General features: G+C 74.8%; 15 protein-coding genes. 1 reads left to right on the forward strand and 14 read right to left on the reverse strand.

Features of this window, described 5'->3' with window-relative positions; translation table 11 throughout:
• Positions 1–111: 111 nt before the first annotated feature.
• Positions 112–549, forward strand: coding sequence for a hypothetical protein (locus PV364_RS09610; RefSeq protein ID WP_319659351.1), 438 nt, complete (start codon positions 112–114; stop codon positions 547–549).
• Positions 550–568: 19 nt separating this feature from the next.
• Here PV364_RS09610 and PV364_RS09615 read toward each other — a convergent pair whose 3' ends face one another.
• From PV364_RS09615 to PV364_RS09680, 14 genes are all read right to left on the reverse strand, one after another.
• Positions 569–1,573, reverse strand: a complete 1,005-nt coding sequence (locus PV364_RS09615) for an amidohydrolase family protein (protein ID WP_319659352.1) — start codon at positions 1,571–1,573, stop codon at positions 569–571.
• Between the two features lie 54 nt (positions 1,574–1,627).
• Positions 1,628–2,509: an enoyl-CoA hydratase/isomerase family protein gene (locus PV364_RS09620; RefSeq protein ID WP_319659353.1), complete on the reverse strand. Its 882-nt coding sequence runs from the start codon at positions 2,507–2,509 to the stop codon at positions 1,628–1,630.
• Positions 2,506–3,330, reverse strand: coding sequence for an SDR family oxidoreductase (locus PV364_RS09625; protein ID WP_319659354.1), 825 nt, complete (start codon positions 3,328–3,330; stop codon positions 2,506–2,508). Before PV364_RS09625 ends, PV364_RS09620 begins: the two co-directional genes overlap by 4 nt.
• On the reverse strand, positions 3,327–4,865 hold the full coding sequence (locus tag PV364_RS09630) for an SDR family NAD(P)-dependent oxidoreductase (protein ID WP_319659355.1): 1,539 nt from the start codon (positions 4,863–4,865) through the stop codon (positions 3,327–3,329). Before PV364_RS09630 ends, PV364_RS09625 begins: the two co-directional genes overlap by 4 nt.
• Positions 4,862–6,151, reverse strand: a complete 1,290-nt coding sequence (locus tag PV364_RS09635; RefSeq protein WP_319659356.1) for a beta-ketoacyl synthase — start codon at positions 6,149–6,151, stop codon at positions 4,862–4,864. Before PV364_RS09635 ends, PV364_RS09630 begins: the two co-directional genes overlap by 4 nt.
• A 4-nt stretch (positions 6,152–6,155) precedes the next feature.
• Positions 6,156–7,532 carry a beta-ketoacyl synthase N-terminal-like domain-containing protein gene (locus PV364_RS09640; protein ID WP_319659357.1) on the reverse strand — a complete coding sequence of 459 codons (1,377 nt, stop codon included), beginning with the start codon at positions 7,530–7,532 and terminating at the stop codon, positions 6,156–6,158.
• On the reverse strand, positions 7,529–8,353 hold the full coding sequence (locus PV364_RS09645; RefSeq protein ID WP_319659358.1) for an SDR family NAD(P)-dependent oxidoreductase: 825 nt from the start codon (positions 8,351–8,353) through the stop codon (positions 7,529–7,531). Before PV364_RS09645 ends, PV364_RS09640 begins: the two co-directional genes overlap by 4 nt.
• A complete protein-coding gene (locus tag PV364_RS09650; protein WP_319659359.1) occupies positions 8,350–9,264 on the reverse strand; it encodes an SDR family NAD(P)-dependent oxidoreductase in 915 nt (304 codons plus the stop codon). The genes PV364_RS09645 and PV364_RS09650 overlap by 4 nt, the downstream gene beginning before the upstream one ends.
• Positions 9,257–10,237, reverse strand: a complete 981-nt coding sequence (locus PV364_RS09655) for a ketoacyl-ACP synthase III (RefSeq protein ID WP_319659360.1) — start codon at positions 10,235–10,237, stop codon at positions 9,257–9,259. The genes PV364_RS09650 and PV364_RS09655 overlap by 8 nt, the downstream gene beginning before the upstream one ends.
• A gap of 53 nt (positions 10,238–10,290) precedes the next feature.
• Complete coding sequence (locus PV364_RS09660; RefSeq protein ID WP_319659361.1) at positions 10,291–11,319, reverse strand: ketoacyl-ACP synthase III; 1,029 nt, start codon at positions 11,317–11,319, stop codon at positions 10,291–10,293.
• Positions 11,316–13,076 (reverse strand): CoA-transferase, encoded by a 1,761-nt coding sequence (locus PV364_RS09665; protein ID WP_319659362.1) that lies wholly within the window; start codon positions 13,074–13,076, stop codon positions 11,316–11,318. The genes PV364_RS09660 and PV364_RS09665 overlap by 4 nt, the downstream gene beginning before the upstream one ends.
• The gene (locus tag PV364_RS09670; RefSeq protein ID WP_319659364.1) at positions 13,073–14,365 is read right to left on the reverse strand and encodes a beta-ketoacyl-[acyl-carrier-protein] synthase family protein; all 1,293 of its coding nucleotides are present in this window, start codon (positions 14,363–14,365) and stop codon (positions 13,073–13,075) included. Before PV364_RS09670 ends, PV364_RS09665 begins: the two co-directional genes overlap by 4 nt.
• 710 nt (positions 14,366–15,075) lie before the next feature.
• A complete protein-coding gene (locus tag PV364_RS09675) occupies positions 15,076–15,825 on the reverse strand; it encodes an enoyl-CoA hydratase/isomerase family protein (RefSeq protein ID WP_319659365.1) in 750 nt (249 codons plus the stop codon).
• An 8-nt stretch (positions 15,826–15,833) separates the two neighbouring features.
• On the reverse strand, positions 15,834–16,454 hold the full coding sequence (locus PV364_RS09680) for a response regulator transcription factor (protein ID WP_319659366.1): 621 nt from the start codon (positions 16,452–16,454) through the stop codon (positions 15,834–15,836).
• Positions 16,455–16,981 lie beyond the last annotated feature (527 nt).

The following is a 16,981-nucleotide window of genomic DNA, read 5'->3' on the forward strand; positions in this document are numbered from 1 at the left end:
GACGGACCCCCCAACCGCGCGGATGTCCTCCCACCGGCCCGCTCGGCGGCGGGACTTGGCCGGCAGGCCCGCGAGTGGACCCGGAGCCCCGGTTCCGGGCACCATGCCGGCGTGAGCGTCATCGTCAGGTTCTTCGCCGCCCCGGACCACCAGGCGGCCGCCGCCGTCGTGGAGCGCGGCCCCGAAGGGGTCTTCGAGTCGTCGTACTTCGGCAACTTCGACCCGGACGAGGCACTGGTCGAGTGGCAGGGCATCCTCACCGGCCGCGGTTTCGAGGAGCTCGTCGCCGCCGGTGAACCCGAGGTCGTCGCCGGCCCCGACGACGGGGAAGGCCCCCTGCTGCTCGCGGTGTCGACGGCTCTCACGGAGGCGCTCGCCGTCGCGGGCCCGGACCGGATCGCCGAGGCCGGCCGCACCCGGTCCCTCGATCGGGCGGCGGACGGCGAGGTGATCGACCCGGAGACGGCGGTCCTGATCCTGGGCGACCTGGCCGCTCTCGCCCGCGGCATCGGCGGGCGGGGACACCGCCTGTACTGCTGGACCGCCTGAGCGCGGTCGCGTCCGGGGCTCAGACCTCGCCCTCGCTGCGGGCCAGCAGCGCTCGGGCGTTGCCGTGGAGCCACGCCGCGGTCACGTCGGAGGGCAGCCGGAGCGCGGTGAGTTCGTCGGCGAGGACCGCGACGGGGACGGGGTTGACCCAGGTGGACGTGCCGAACAGGACCCGGTGGCGGGCCAGGCTGGTGGCGTGGTGCAGGAGCGGGGCCCAGCCGGAGCCCGGGGCGGGCATGCGGCGCGGGCGGTGGGAGGAGAACTCCAGGTACACACCCGGGTGGCGGGCGGCGGTGAGGAGCATGTCCTGGACGTCGGGCCAGCCAGCGTGGCCCGCGACCAGCAGCAGGTCCTGATGGCGGGAGGCGAGGGTCTCGACGGTCCGCCAGCTGCCGAGGCCGGTCGGGTACCGTGCGGCGAAGTGGTGGCCGGTGTGGAGCCACACCGGCAGGCGCAGCGCGGCGGCGGCGTCGAACACCGGGGCGTAGCGCGGGTCCAGCGGGTCGGTGCCGTCCAGGAACGGGATGACGCAGAGCCCTCGCGCTCCCCCGGCGACGGCCCGCTCCAGCTCCCTCAGTGCCGCTGCCGGGTCGCGCAGGCCGATGCCGGCCCAGACGTGAACACGGTCGCGTACGGCGGCGGTGGTGTCGAGGAGCCATGCGTTGACGGTGCGCCCGTCCGGGCGCAGCTCCTGCGATCCCATGGCGAACTCGGCGACCACGCCCTGCCGTTGCCGCGCGGCGAGATGGGCGTCGAGGTCGAACCGCGGCCGCCCGGGCGGCAGCAGCACGTCGACCGCGTCCTGCCAGCGGCGGGCGAGCGCGTCGCGGTAGTCCTGGTGCGCGGCACCGAAGGTGCGGCAGAAGGCGCCGGAGAAGACGTCCAGGTACTCGGGGGCGTTGTGTGCCAGGCGGGCGAGGTACAGGCGCCATCCGATGTCGTCGTAGACCAGCGAGCAGGCGTCCACGACGGGCGGGCGGTCGCCCGGGGCGCTGTCGGCGGGGGACGTTGCGGGCGTGTTCACATCGCTCCGGGGGTGTGGGCGGCCTGGCCTTCCGCCCGCCGGGCGGGCAGGGGGTCAGGCGCCGGTGAAGCGGGGCCGCCGCTTCTCGGTGAAGGCGGCCAGGCCCTCGGCGGCGTCGGCGACGGTGGCGTGGGTCCGCAGGTGGTACGCGTCCTGCAGCCGCAGCCCGTACTCCGCCGGCTGGCCCCAGCTGCGTTCGCGCAGCTCCTTGAAGAGGCCGACGGAGGCGGTGGGCAGGGCCGCGAACGCCGCGGTGAGCGCGCCGAGTTCACCGTCGAGCTCATCGGGCGCGCACAGCCGGTCGAACAGGCCCAGCCGCAGCGCCTCCTCGCCCGCGACCATCCGTCCGGTCAGGTAGATCTCGGTGGCCCGGGCCGGCCCGGTGAGCCGCGACATCAGCACGACGTTGCCGACGTGCCCGACACCCGCCAGGCAGCTGCCGATCGCCGCGTTGGTGTCCGCCAGCCGGTAGTCCGCCGCGCAGGCGATCTCGGCCCCCGCCCCCGCCGCGGCGCCGGTCAGCGCGACGACGACCGGCTTCGGCAGGTGGAGCATCGCCTCGCAGACGCGCAGGTAGTGCGCGTCGGAGGTGAGCGGGTCGAAGGGGGCGTCGGCGCGGTCGCCGAGCCTCCAGCGCCGGACGCTGTCGACGTCGTCTCCGGCGCAGAAGGCCCCGCCGTTGCCGGTGATGACGACGACGCGCACGCTGGTGTCGTCGCCGGCGCACAGCAGCCCCAGCAGCAGGTGCCGGGAGAGCCCGGCGGTCAGGCTGTTGCGGCGGTGCGGCCGGTCCAGGGTGAGGGTGGCGACGCCGCCGGACTGCCGGGCGCGCAGCGGCACGCCGTCGTCGCCGTCGACCCGGTCGGCGAAGTCGGCGAACGACTGCGTGGCCGCGCCGGCCCACTCGTCCACGGGCCGGGCGCTGTGCGGGCTCATGGGGTGGTCTCCCTGACCGGACGGGCGTGGGCCGGCGTATCGGGGGTGCCGTTGATGTGGTCGGTCATGGCGTGCCGGGTGGCGGCCCGGCTCGCGGTCGGCTCGATGCGGATGACCGGTCCCACGCAGGCCCGTGCGGGGCGTTGCAGCAGCCAGTCGACGGTGTCGGCGATGTCGTCGGGGGTGAGGACGTCGTCGTCGGACACGCCGAGGTCGGCGGGGCGGGCCGCGAGCCGGGTGGCCACCCAGCCGGGGGCGACGGTGACCGCGCGGATGCCGTGGTCCCGGTTCTCCTCGTGGATGAGCTCGGTCAACCGGTTGAGGGCGTGTTTGCTGACGCCGTATCCGCCGGTGCCCGGGACGACCTCCGCACCGGCGCCCGAGCCGATGGTGACGACCCATCCGTAGCCGCGCTCGCGCATACCGGGCAGCACATGGCGCGCGAGCAGGAACGGCACGGTGAGGTTCACCTGCAGCTGCCGGTGCCAGTGCCGCTCCTCGCTCTCGTGGATGGGCGCCAGCCGGACGGTTCCCGCGCTGCACACGAGCAGGTCGACCGGGCCGAGGACCCGCTCGGCCCCGGTCACGGCCCGTTCCGCGGCGCCGGGCCCGGCCAGGTCCATCGCCAGCGGCAGGGCGACGCCGCCCGCGGCACGGATGCGGTCGGCGACCGCGTCCAGTTCCGCGGCACGGCGCCCCACGAGTGCCACGGCGGTGCCGCGTGCGGCGACCCGCTCGGCCACGGCCGCGCCGATCCCGGACGACGCGCCCGCCACCAGGGCGACCTCCGGGTAGAGGGCGGTGCTCAACGGGTCGTTCACGCGGGCTCCTTGGTGGTGTGACCGGGACGCAGAGGGGCGATGTCGCCGAGTCCGAAACCGCCGTCGACGCGCAGGACCGCGCCGGTGACCCGGGCGGCCGAGGGGCCGAGCAGGTGGCCGCAGACCGCGGCGACCTCCTGGGGCAGGCCGACCCGGCCGGCCGGGATGCGGCTGATCCAGCCGCGCCGGTGGGCGGGACCGGCGGCGTCGCCCATCGGTGTCTCGATGATGCCCGGCGCGACGCAGTTGGCCCGGATGCCGTGGCGGGCCACCGACACCGCCAGGCAGCGGGTGTACTGGACCATCGCGGCCTTGCTGGCCCCGTAGTAGTCCAGGCCCGCCACCGGGCTGAGCGTCGAGCTGACCGAGGCCACCGCGACCAGCGACCCGGGCACGCCGTCCTGGCGCCAACGGCTCGTCAGGTCCTCGGCGACAGCGATGTAGCTGTGCAGGTTGACCGCGAACGTGCGGCCGGCGGAGGCCGGGTCGCCGCCGGGCGGGCTGAAGCCGAGGTGTCCGGCCGCGTACAGCAGTCCGGACACCCCGCCCGCGGCTTCCTGGGCGCGCTCCCCCAGCGTGGCGGCGTCGAGGGGGTCGGCCAGGTCGCACCGCAGCGTCCAGGCCCGCCGTCCCAGGGCGGTGATCTGCGACGCCACGTCGTCCAGGGCCTCGGTGCGGCGCGCGGCCAGCACGAGGTCGGCGCCGCGTTCGGCCAGGTGCAGCGCCGCGGCCCGGCCGATGCCGCTGCTCGCGCCGGTGACGAGCACGCGGGCGCCGGCGGTGCCGGGTCCGGTCACCGGCGGTGCCGCGGACGGCTCCTGGGACGGTTCACGGGACGGCCGCGCCGGGGCGGGGGCCGCCGCCGCGTCGGCGAGGGCGGGGATCTGGCCGAGGCCCGCGCCGCCGTCGACGGGCACCGTCTCGCCGATCAGGTAGGAGCAGCCCGCGGACAGCAGGAATCCCACGGTGCCGGCCACGTCGGCGGCGGTGGTGGCCCGGCGCTGCACCAGGTAGCGCAGCAGCCCGGCCTCGGCCGTGGCCGGCAGCGCGTGGCCGAGGGCCGGGGCGTAGCCGGTGCGGACGGTGTTGGCGGCGACGCCGTACCCGGCCATGCCGGTGGCCAGGTGCTGCCACCAGGCCAGGTCGGCGGCGAGCCGGGCGTGCCGCTCGGGGTCGGTGCCGGTGTGGGTGCCGCTGCCGGCGTCGGTGACGAGTACCAGCCGGCCCCGGCCGGCGGCGGCCATGGCGTCGGCGGCGGCCAGCACGCGGCCCCGGTCGAGGCCGCGCGCGGCGTCCGCGCCGTAGGCCTCCTCGCCGATCAGCAGCGCGCAGTAGGCACCGGGCGGCCCGGGGTGTTCGTACGGGGCCTCGGGCGCGAACCCGAGGCCGGCCAGGGCGCCGGACAGCGCGTCGGCCGCGGCGGGGCCGGCGCCGGAGGCGTCGATGACGACACGGGCGCCGAACGGCGCACGGGGCGCGTCGTGCCCCGCGTCGGCCGCGGCGGGCAGCTCGGCCGCGCTGTGGACGTCGGTCATGGCAGGTCGCCGCCTTCGTGTTCCAGGAGCATGCTCGTGGCGTCGCCGCCCGCCCCGGAGGACAGCACCAGGGCGCTGTCGCCGGTGGTCGGCCGCCCCCCGGCGAGCACGGGGGTGCCCGGCAGGTGCCGGTAGGGCACGACGGTGTTGGCGCTGGGCGCGATCCGGCCGTGGTGCAGCATGAGCAGGCTGCCGAGCAGTTTCACCAGACCGCCGGTCCCGGCCACGTGCCCGAACACCGCCTCCTGGTTGGTCAGTACGAGCTCGCCGCGGTAGCCCGTCGCCTCCCGGGCCCAGGTCAGCGCCTGGCACAGGTGGTCCTCGACGAATCGGTTGCCGTCCGCGTAGTCGTTGACGAAGGCCACGTCGCCGGGTGTCCGGCCGGCCGAAGCGAGCACGGCGCGGATGTCGCGCACGACGTTGTCCGGGGGGCCGGTGGCCACCGTGGACGGGCCGTTGCTGCGGGAGCTGCGCAGATGCGCCCGGTGCAGCAGTCCCGGTCGTGCGCCGGTGGCCGCGGGGTTCTCCAGGACGAGGGCGACGGCGCCCTCGCCGGTGGCGTTGCCGGTCTGCGTCTCGTCGTGCGGCCGTACGTCGGCGGGGTCGCCGGACAGCGAGGACGCGCGGTAGCCGCTGCGCCCGGTGTGCGCGGTCCCGGCGACGAAGACCGGGTCGACGGTCTGGTCGACCCCCACCACGACGGCCCGGTCGATGTCTCCGCAGCGGAACATCTGCTGCGTGACCTGGAGCGCGCGCAGCGCCACATTGCACGAGCCGGCCACGCTCAGGGTCTGGCAGGGCAGTTGGAGCGCGGAGGCCACCGTGCCGACGACGCTGGGCGGGGTCCCGGTGAGCCAGTAGTCCATGCCGATCGCGGTCATGCCCTTGGCCTGGGCGGTCGCGTAGTAGCGCTCGGACTCGGGGAACGCGAACTGCAGCGACGCGGCGACCAGCGCCGTGCGGTCCGGGTCGAGGTCCGAGGCGGTGAGGCCGGCGTGGGCCAGCGCCTGGCGCACCGCGGCGGTGGCGAGCAGCCCGGCCCGGGAGGAGCGGCGCAGGGTCCGCTCCGGCAGCGGCAGCTCCGTCAGCGGGTTCCAGCCGTTCACGGTTCCGGCCAGCCGCAGCGGCAACTCGGGGTGCGCGTACGGCGACAGGCAGCTGACACCGTCGCGGATCAGGTCCCAGAAGGTGCCGATCCCGGTGCAGGCGGTGCCGTGCGGACCGGGCAGGACCATCCCCGCACCGGCCAGCCGCAGCAGGGGCGGCGGCGAGGGTTCGGCCGACATCGGTTCAGCAGACATCGGCACCGCCCAGCAGCAGGGCGCTGTTGACCCCGCCCACCTGGTAGTTGAAGCTGAGCGCCCGGGAGAAGCTCAGTGGCCGGGCAACGGTGCCCGGCACCGGGTCGAAGGTGCACACCGGCGACGGGGTACGGCAGTTGGCCGTCGGGCAGACCTGGCTCTCGCGCATCATCATCAGCGTCAGCGCCGCGCCCAGGTTCCCCAGCGGTGCGCCGCTGTGCCCGAAGCAGGCCTCCTGGGAGCTGAGCAGCACCTCGTGGGAGCGGTCGCCCCACAGCCGGCGCACCGCGTTGGCCTCGATGCGGGTGAACAGCGGGTCTCCCTCGCCGCCCCCGTTGACGTACGGCACCTGGTCGAGCGAGGTGTGGTCGCCCAGGCAGCGGCGGGCCGCCTCGGCGAGCCCGGTGCCCTCGGTGTCGATGGCCACGGCGCTGTCGAGGCCGCCCCTGGTGGTGGCCTGGCCGAGCAGCGCCCCGTGTGCCCGGGCACCGCGGGCCGCGGCGTGCTCCCGGCTCTCCAGGACCAGGGTCACCGAACCGTCGCCGTAGTTCATGCAGTCCCCGGCCGCGTCGTAGGGCCGCATCGGCCGGTCGTGGCGGGGGTCGGCCGGCGGGTCGCTGTTGTGCCGGACGGCGACGGCGCCCTCGCGCTCGACGACCTCGCGCAACCGGTGCCCGTGCAGGACGCGTTCGGTGTCGAAGCGGTCGACCCCGGTGACCACGACCAGGTCGGCCGAGCCGTCGGCGATCATCATGCGGGCCAGGCCGAGCAGCACCGACGAGGAGGCACAGCCGCAGCTGACCGTGAAGGAGGCGCCGGTGCTGGCGAGCAGCGCGGCCTGCACCGGCCCGACGTCGCTGGAGGTGCCGGCCACGACCAGGCGGACGAAGAGCGACTTGGCGTCGGCGGGGCTGATCGTCGCGGGGTCCGCGTCGTGCCAGGCGCGGTAGCTGTCGTAGTTGCTGTCGACACCGGCGCGGGCGGTCAGCACGGCGGCCTGCCGCAGGTCTCCCGCGCGGTGGTCGAGTCCGGCGTCCGCGCAGGCCTCGGCGAGCGAGACCAGCCCGTAGAGGTGGACGTCGGCGTAGCTGCGCAGGTAGCGGGTGGGCATCTCCGGCAGCAGTTCGGTGAACGCCTCCCGGGCGCCGCGGACGACGCCGTGGTGGAAGCCGTCGCGTTCCACGTGGCTGGTGCCCGTGGACGCGGTCTCCCAGACCTGTTTGCCGGTGCGCACCGGTTCCTCCCCCGCGCCGGGCAGGCAGAAGCCCCAGCCGGTCACGAGGGTGTCGCGGGGGCCCGGCGTGAAGGGCCGGGCGGGCGGGCCGGGCAGGCGTCCGGCCTCCGCTGCGCGGTACGTGTCGTTCACAGGGCGCCCGCGTCCACGTTGACCGCCTGCCCGGTCATGCCGCCGGACAGGTCGGAGAGCATGAACAGCACCTGGGAGGCGACCTCCTCGGGCCGGACCAGGCGCCGCAGGATGGTGCTGCCGACCGCGCGCCGCAGGTACCGCTCCCAGGTGAGGTCGGGCGGTCCGTGGTGCTTGGCGACAGCGGCCATGAAGGCGTCGCCGTAGCGGTCGCCGTCGGTGGCGGCCGGGCTGTCGGTGAGGCCCGGGCACACCGCGTTGACGCGGATCCCGAAGGCGCCGAGCTCGGCGGCGAGCGCCTGCGTCATCCCGTTGAGGCCGAACTTCGCCGCGCAGTAAGAGGTGTTGGCCGGCAGTCCGCGCTTGCCCGCGACGGAGGAGACCATCACGACGCCGCCCCTGCGGCGCTCCATCATCCCCGGCACGACCGCCCGGGCGACGCGGAACGCGCCCACGAGGTTGCTGTCGAGGGTCGCCGTCCACTGCGCCTCGTCCTGGTCGCACAGGAACGCCTGGTTGCGGGCCTCGCCCGCGCAGTGCACCAACTGGTCGACCGGGCCGAGGGCTTCCTCGGCCGTCCGGACCGCCGACCGTACGCCCTCGGCGTCGGTGAGGTCGGCGGGCACGGCCACCGCCCGGCCGCCTGCGGCCTCGATGTCCTCCGCCAGCAGGCGCAGTTGCTTCTCGTTGCGGGCCAGGAGCGCGACCTGGGAGCCGTGGGCGGCGAGCGCGGCCGCCAGGACGGCGCCGATGCCGCTGCTGGCACCCGTCACCAGGGTCGTCCGACCCGCCAGCAGGGTGGGTGCGAAGCCGCTGATCATGCTGAGTCCTCCACCGTCGTCGGGTGAGTCGTGGGCGTGGCTGCGGGCCGGGGCGTGGCCGCGGGCCGCCGGGCGCCGGCCGCGGGCGGCGGGACCCGGGCGGGCAGTCCGCCGCCGTCGACCTCCAGCACCGTGCCGGTGAGCGAGGGGTTGTCCGCGGCGAAGACGACGGCGTCGGCCACGTCCCCCTCGTCGCACCAGCGGCCCAGCGGCACGTGGCGGAGCAGGTCGTCCATGTACGCGGCGTGCCGGGGGCTGGCCGCGGTGCGGCGGCGCAGCGCCTCGCCGTCGAGCACACCCGGTGCCACGGCGACCACACGGATGCCGTACTCCCCCAACTCGACGGCCCAGGTCCGGGTCAGCGACTCCACGCCCGCCTTGGCCGCGCAGTACGCCGACTGCCCGTAGGCGCCGTGCCGGACGGTCGAGGAGATGTTGACGACGACGCCGTGCGTCCCCGCGGCCAGCATCGCCTGGGCCGCGTGGCGGCCGACGAGGAAGGTGCCGGTCAGCAGCAGCCGTACCGTGTCCTCGAAGTCCGCCAGCGGGTGCGGTGACAGCAGGGGCGTGCCGTCGCCGCTGTCGCGGACGCCGACCAGCCGGCGGGAGAAGTTGTGCCCGGCGTTGTTGACGCACAGGGCGAGCGGCGGCGCGTCCGCGGCGAGCCGGGCGAACAGCGCGGCCACCGACGCCTCGTCGGTGACGTCGGCGGGTACGGCGTGCAGGGTCAGGCCGTCGCGCGCGGCCTCCTTCACGCACAGCTCCAGGCTGTCCCGGTCGCGTCCGCAGATCACGGTGTGCCGGCCCTCGGCCGCCAGGCGCCTGGCGATGGCGGCGCCGAGTCCGCGGCTGCCGCCGGTCACCAGGGCGGTGCCGCGGGCGCCCGGGCCGGAGCGGTTCACGTCAGACACGGAAGAGCAGACCTCCGTAGTACCAGCCCGAGCCGACGGCCGGGGTGTAGCACAGGTCGCCGGGGCGCAGCCGCCCGTCGCGGGACATCTCCGACAGCACGATCGGCACCGAGGCGCTGCCGGTGTTGGCGCGCGTCTCGTAGTTGGTGACGAACCGCTCCTCGGGTATCGCGAGCAGCTCGCGGACCGCGGTGTGCAGCTGGCCGGTCCCCGGGTGCGGGACCACCCAGTCGATCTCGTCCATCGTGATGCCCGACCGCGCGAGCACGCGCTCCGCGAGGTCGGCGTGCGACTCGGCGGCGACCTTGATCAGGTCCGCCTGGCTCTTGATCCAGCCGTTCGGCGGGTAGACCGTGACCGTCTCCCGGGCCGATCCGTCGCTGATCACCAGCGAGTCCCAGAGACCGTCGTCGTCGCCCGCGGCGGTGTCCCGCGTCAGCACGGCGGCGCCGGCCGCGTCACCGACGATGAGTTCGCCCTTGCTGCCCGGGCGGACCCGGCGCGAGAAGCGCTCGCTGGACATCACCACGGCCGTGCGCCAGTGCGGATGCGTGGCGAGCATCGCCGACGCGGTCTGCACCCCGTGGACGAAGCCGACACAGGCGGCGCACACGTCGAAGGCCAGGGCGCGCCGGGCTCCGAGCAGCCGGGCCGCCTCCGGGCCCCACTCGGGCACGAACTGCCGGTCGGTCCAGTTGCTGAAGACCAGCAGGTCGACCTCGTCGGCGTCCTTGCCGGCCTGTTCCAGGGCGGCCCGGGCGGCCCGCACCCCCATGTACGGCGGCGTCTCCTCCTCGTCGGCCACGTGCCGGCCGCGCACGTCGAGCCGGCCGATGACGGCCGCGTCCACCGCGTTGCCGCCGCCCCCGTCCGCGTCGTCCATCGCGTTCTCCACACGGTGGCGCGGGTAGTAGTGGCCGTACCCGGCCAGGCGCAGGCCGCTGCCGCGCCACAGGGGGATCTCGTCGTCCATGCCTCGTCCTTCGGGGGATCGGATGTCTCAGCTGGTCGCGCCCGGCGGAGCGGTCACGAGTGGCGCAGCAGCATGGCGCCCCAGCTGTAGCCGCGGCCGATGCCGATGGTGACGATCAGGTCGCCCGGGCGGATCGTCCCGGCGCGGACGTTCTCGGAGATGCAGCTCGGGATGGACACGCTGGAGGTGTTGCCCCGGTGCTGGATGTTGGTGAGCACCTTCTCCCGCGGGATGTCCAGCGTGGCGCACACCTGGTTGATCATGTTCAGGTTGCCCTGGTGGGGCACGAACCAGTCGACGTCGTCGACCGTGAGCCCGTTGCGCTCCAGGATCTCCCGGCCGACCTGCGAGAGCAGTTGCGGCCCGACCTCGCCGACCTGGCGGCCGCGCATGACCATCTTGTCGTTGTCGTCGATGTCGAACGCGTCGAAGTACGAGCCGTCCGCGTGCAGCGCGACGTCCAGCAGGCCCGGCCCCTGGGTGTCGGCGGACCACACGGCGGCCGCGGAACCCGCGCCGAACAGCACCGAGTAGCGGTAGTCGAAGTTGAGGATCGGGCGCGGGTTCTCGGCGCAGACCACCAGGGCGTTGCGCATGCCGAGCGCGGGCAGCATCGAGGCGGCCACGGCCGTGCCGTACATGAAGCCCGCGCAGGCCACGGAGGTCACGTCGAAGCAGGTGGCGTGCCGCAGTCCGGCCTGCCGCTGCAAAGGCAGTGAGATGTCCATGTAGTTGTTGGTCGCGCTGGACGGGTTGGTGCGCGGCCGGGTGGTGGAGGTGGTGCCGATCACCAGGTCGATGTCGTCCGGCTCCAGACCGGCGTCGGCGAGCGCCGCGTCGACGGCCAGCGCGGCCATCTCGACCGCGCGCTCCTTCTCGTCGCCCGGCCAGTGGCGGCTGACCACCCCGGTGTTCTCGCGGATCCACGCGTCGTCGATGCCGAGGGCGTCGATCCGCTCGAAGTGCTCGTTGGTGATGGGCTCACCGGGGAAGTAGTGGCCGATGCCGGCCAGCCGGACGGGCGCGATGGCCGTCGGCGGCAGCGGACGGCGGAGTGCGGTGACGTGCTCGGTGGCGGTCATCGGTAGTGGCCTTCCGGGTCCATGCTGCGCAGCAGCGTGAGTTCTTCGGTGGTGACGGCCTTCTCGTCCACGAGCCGGTCGCCGACGCCGCCGGCGGCCGTGGGGTCCTCGGGTCCGGGGAAGGACCAGCCGGTCAGTTCGCGGACCGCGCGGGCGGGTGTGTCAGGCGGCTCCGCGGCGCCGCGGCCGGGCACCGGCGGCAGCCAGGTGGTCAGCCGGAAGGGGGTGCCGGGTCCCGGCCGGCTGAACCGGCCGAACTGGCTGACCACGTCGCGCACCCGCTCACCCGGACTGGTCAGGTGGGCGAGCCGGGGAACGTACCGTCGCGGCGAGGCGGCCGCGACGACGACGCAGTCCACGGTGGAGGCGATGTCATTGGCGCCGCCGGAGCCGGTGATCCAGCGGCCGTCCGGCAGCAGGGTGGTGTTGATGTTCCCGTCCGCGTCGAGTTCGGCGGCCGACAGCACCCCCAGGCAGCGCGGGTTGGCGGCGACGGCGGCGCCCAGGGTCTCGGCCACTCCGGCGAGCATCCGGGACCGTTCGGCGTGCCGCTGGCTGAAGAGGAACACGTCGCCGGGCTCGGGGGCCATCTGCTGCAGGCCGAGTTCGGCGACCGCGTCGACGGTGATGCCCCGGTCCGCCAGCAGGCGGACGGCCAGCCATGCCGCCATGTGCGAGGTGCCGATCCCGGCCAGCAGCGTGTCGTAGCCGCGCTCCTCGACCAGGTCGGCGACCGCGCGGGCGGCGAGCACGATCAACTGCTCCTGCTCGGTGGGCGGGGCCGCCTCCGCCGCCGTGACGCGACGGCCGGTGTCCCGCGCGGTCGCCGCGGTGGGCGGGTAGGCGAGAGAGTCGCGGCGGCCGGCGCCGAGCCGTTCCAGGTACTCCTCGTGGCCGCTGACGCCACCGACCCAGGTGTCGTACCAGCCGGCCGCCGTCCCGGGGTCCTTGCAGGCGTTCACGATGTCGGTCAGGAAGGCGTAGTCGTCCAGGTAGCCGCTCACTCCCGCCAGGCCGCCGGTGCGCAGGGACTGCGGGTGCGCGCCGAGCGGCGCCTCGCACAGGCCGAGCACCCGCCGGGCCGGGATCACCACCCGGTCCGGCATCGCGGCCACCACCTCGTCGTCCACGATCGCCTCCACCGAGACCAGGACGCCCTCGGTGGCGGCGTAGGCGGCCCAGGCGCCCTCGCCGAGCGGCGGGACGGCGACAACGTTGCCGTGCCGGTCGGCGCAGACACCGTGGAAGAGGGTGACGTCCGGCCGCAGCGGGCTGAGCAGGGTCACCGTGCGGCCCGGGTCCTCCGGGTGGGCCACCACGTGCAGGGTGCCCTCCTTGCCGTGCCGCAGGTCGGTCTGCGCCAGCCGCGAACCGGTCGTGGCGAACGGCTGGCCGAGCGCGGCGGCCATCAGGCGCTGCGTGTAGCCGAGCAGCGACCACAGTTCGACCTCGAAGGGCTCGCCCGTGGCCAGGTCGCGGTAGAGCCGGTTGGGGCGGGGCGACGGATAGGTGTCGCCGACGAAGCCGGTGATGACCTTGCGCACCGCGCCGGACAGCGCGAGCGCGTGCGCGTTGGAGTGCACGGCGGTGGTGCTCACGGTGAGGCTGCCGGTGCCCGCGAAGACCCGGCAGACCGCGTTCAGCAGGGCGTTGGGCCGGGACATGGTCGCGGCGGCGTGCACGTGCGCGCCCTGCCGGACGAAGCGCCGCACCAGGTCGTCGGGGTCGGCCGCCAGGTACGGCCGCACCGCGGTCACACCCGCTCCAGGGCGATCACGGACGTCTGGCTTCCGAAGGCGAACGACAGGGACACCGCGAGGTCGAACTCGGCGTCCCGCGGGCCCTCGGCGACATGGTCGTACGCGCACTCGGGGTCCGGCGTCGTGTGGTTCGCGGTCCGCGCCAGCCGCTGGTGACGGAGCATCAGCGAGGTCGCCGCGACATTGATGATCCCCGCCATGCCGAAGGTGTGGCCGTAGACGGGCTTGTTGGAGCCGTGCGGAGGCAGGTCCTCGTCGGCGTGCCCGGGCAGCAGCCGGCGCAGCGCCCGGCTCTCGGCGATGTCGTTGTAGCGGGTGGCGGTGCCGTGGCCGCAGACGTAGCCCAGCTCCTCGGGCTTGCGCCCGACCTCGTCGAGCAGTCCGGAGACGACCGACGCCGTGACGTCGCCGACCAGGTCCATGCTCGTCGCGTGGTGCGCCTCGTTCAGCGCGCGGTGGCCGAGGACGCGGGCGTAGATCCGGGCGCCGCGCTCGCGGGCCGAGGACTCCCGCTCCAGGCAGAGCGTCATCGCGCCCTCGCCCAGGGCGAAGCCGCGCCGGTCGCGGTCGTACGGCCGGACCGCGGTCGCCGGGTCCTCGCTCTCCGGCGAGAGCACGCCGTCGCCCAGTGCCAGGTAGCAGCGGGCGACCTCGGGGACGATCGGGAACTCGTGGCCGCCGGCCAGCACCACGTCCGCCGCGCCGGAACGCAGCTCGCGCAGGGCGAGTCCGATCGCGTGGTGGCCGCCCACGCAGGCGCTGCTGATCGTGGTGACCAGGCCGCGCGCGCCGACGTCGATGGCCGCCAGCGTGGCCGGGCAGCCGGCCAGCCCGCGGAACATGCCGGTGCCCTTGCCCTGGTAGGGGTCCGCTCCCGGCTCGGCGTGCATCGCCTCGCGCCACCAGGACAGGGGGCCGCGGGAGGACGACTGGACGATGCTCAGCCGCTCGGGGGCGACCTCGCCGCGCGCCAGCCCGGCGTCGTCCAGCGCGTCGCGGACGGCGGCCATCGTCGCGAGGATCTCGCGGTTGTACTTGGCGGCGTGCGCCTCGGGCAGCCCCGGCAGCCGCGTCGGGTGGTCAAACGCGCCCAGCTGCGCGGCGGCGTGGACGGGCAGGCCCGCGGCGGCGAACTCGGGCCGGTCCAGCCCGGTGACCTGGGAGGTACCGGTCTCGATGTGGCTCCAGAACACCTCGGCGTCCGGCGTGCCGGGCAGCGCACACCCGATGCCGGTCAGTACGACGGAGTCGGAAGGGTCGGGGACGGAAGCTGTCCTGCTGTCCATGCGACGAAGCTACGGCCGGCCCCGACGGCGGTGGAATTGCCGCCGGGTACTCTCAGGTCCCCCTCACCCATGACCCCCGGTACCCATCGGGCGAAGCCCGCCACCCGGGCGGCACCGGACCGCCACCTCCACGTCATCGACGGGCACCTCCGGCCCGGGCGAAGCGGGCGCACGATGACTCGCCGGCGGTCTGCCGATGCCTCCGGGGCACGCGGCCGGGACCGTCCCCCGGCGGCGCCGACGGGAGTACGGGCGAGGCGCGTCAGCGCACCGGGCCCCCTTGTTCCGGAGAGCTCCCGGACCGGGAGGACCGTCGCGCCGACCGCTCGTCAGTGGTCTGCCGATACCTCCGGCGCTGTCACGGTGGGGAGGTCCCGCCTGACCCCAAGTCGCCGACACGCGACTGTGGGCCACAACGGCGCAAACGCCCAGAGCGCTTGGCACCGCACCCGGTCCCTCGGCCACCGGTGCGCGAGCGCGGACACGCGGTCCCGGAGCCCCCTCCCCACCGCGACGGCGGAAACACGAAGCAAGGGAGTCAGCCGCCGCCCACTAGCGCGGCCGCACGCGCCAGACGACCGCGCTCAGGACGCCCCAGCAGGGCAGGCCAGCCCTCAGCCCAGCGCTGCGCACGCGGGCGCGGACACACGGTCCCGGAGCCCGCAGCCCCCACCCCACCCCACCGACGGCGGAAGCACGAAACAAGGGGATCAGCCGCCGGTCTGCGGCCGGCCCATCGCCGCCGCCCACCAGTGGCCGTCCTCCACGGCGAGCGCGGCCGTACGGTCCAGGTGCCCGGAGTCGCGCAGCAGGCGCACGCCCGACGTCAGGAGGTCCGCGCGCCGGCCCGCCACGCGGGCCGCCAGTTCCCGTCCCGCCGCCAGCGCGGTGCCGTCGGGCACGACCGCCTCCACGGCCCCCAGCCGGCCCAACTCGGCGCCGGTGACCCGCAGTCCGGGCACCAGGAGCAGCCGCGCGGCCGTGCCGCGCCCGGCCCTGCGGATCAGCGAGTGCACCGCCCCGCCGCCGGGCACCGCGCCGACCTCGAGTTCCGGCAGGCCGAACAACGCGTTTTCGCCGGTCACCACCAGGTCGCAGGCGAGCGCGAACTCCAGGCCGCCGCCGAGGGCGTACCCCTCCACGGCGGCGATCAACGGGAACGGCGCCTGGTGCAGCGACGCCAGCACTGACCGGAAGTGGCGGCGCCGCACCGCCCGCCGCGACAGATCCCGCCAGTCGGGCTCCCGCGTGTCCGCACCGCTGGAGAACGTGCCGCCCGCGCCCGCGAGCAGCAGGGCGCGCGGCGCCCGACCCGCCGGGGCTCCGGCGAAGCCGCCCAGCACGCCGTCCAGTTCGGCGAGCAGCCCCGTCGACAGCGCGTTGCGCACCCGGGGCCGGTTGAACGTGACAACGACCACCGCGCCGTCGTCCTCGACCAGCAGTTCCGCGGCCTCCGTCATGTCCCCCGTCACCCTGCCTCGATCAACTGGAACAGCTCCTTGCGCCCCGAGACACCCACCTTGCGGAAGACCCGGCTGGCGTAGTTCTTCACCGTCTGGCGGGTGAGGACGAGTTCGTCGGCGATCTCCTCGTTGGAGCGCCTGCGCAGCAGCAGCGCGAGCACCTGCTCCTCACGGCCGCTCAGCTGCCACGTGCCCTGCGGCGGGACGTCCGCGCCGGGCACCGGGCGCCCGGGCCGGTCCTCGTCCCCCAGGTACCAGAAGGTGCCGCCGCCGAAGACATCGTGGAGCGCCTTGACGATGACCTCCGGCGGGCACGACTCGTGCACAAAGCCCGCGACTCCGCTGCGGATGCCCTCCACGACGAGGCGCGGCGTGTTGTCCCGGCTGTAGAGCACCACCCGGGTTCCGCTCCGGCGCATCAGGGCGTCCCGCCACCTGGGCCACTGCTCGTGCTCCACCAGCATCACGTCCGGCCGGCCCGGGGGGATGTCGTGCGCGGTACGGAACGCCGGTAAGGCCCCCAGCACGGTGATGCCCGGGTCGTCTTGGAAGAGGTCCAGAAGCGCTTTCCTGATCAGGGGAGAAGAATGCAGGACGAACAGGGTCAGTCCAACCGCTTGCGCCATACCAGGGTCCCCACCCTCCGGTGCCGCCGGACCGCATCCGGCTCGTTGTCACTGGCTACGTCGTCGATCCGGCGTACACCGTGGCCACGCGTGCGGGAGCGACGCCTCTGCTCGGTTCCAGGGCAGCCCGGGCACGCCCGCCGGGCACGGGGACCCGTCCCGTCACGGCCGGCGAAACGCGCTCTCGGGAATCCTCGCCACGCAGCGCGAAAACCCCCGGCACAACAGCCACGTTGCTGCCGGCATTCATCTTCCCGGAGGACCGGCAACAGGCCGGAGCCCCCGCGTTAAGCTTCGATGACCTTTCCGACCCGACGGCTCGGTAACAATTAACCGGAGTCGATCGCGTCGTCGGGGGCGCGCCCGGCCGGGCGCGCCCGTACCGCCGGGACCTGGCCACATCGTCCCGCACCTGCTGTATACGGTCATGACTTCCGCCTCCGCCGACCGGAGTTCGCGGCCAGTGATCACTGGCACGAATATGAACCCGCCGCGATGGGGAGCCGCACCACGGAATGGCCGAATAC

It is taken from the genome of Streptomyces sp. MI02-7b (genome assembly GCF_033793585.1).
Taxonomy (GTDB): Bacteria; Actinomycetota; Actinomycetes; order Streptomycetales; family Streptomycetaceae; genus Actinacidiphila.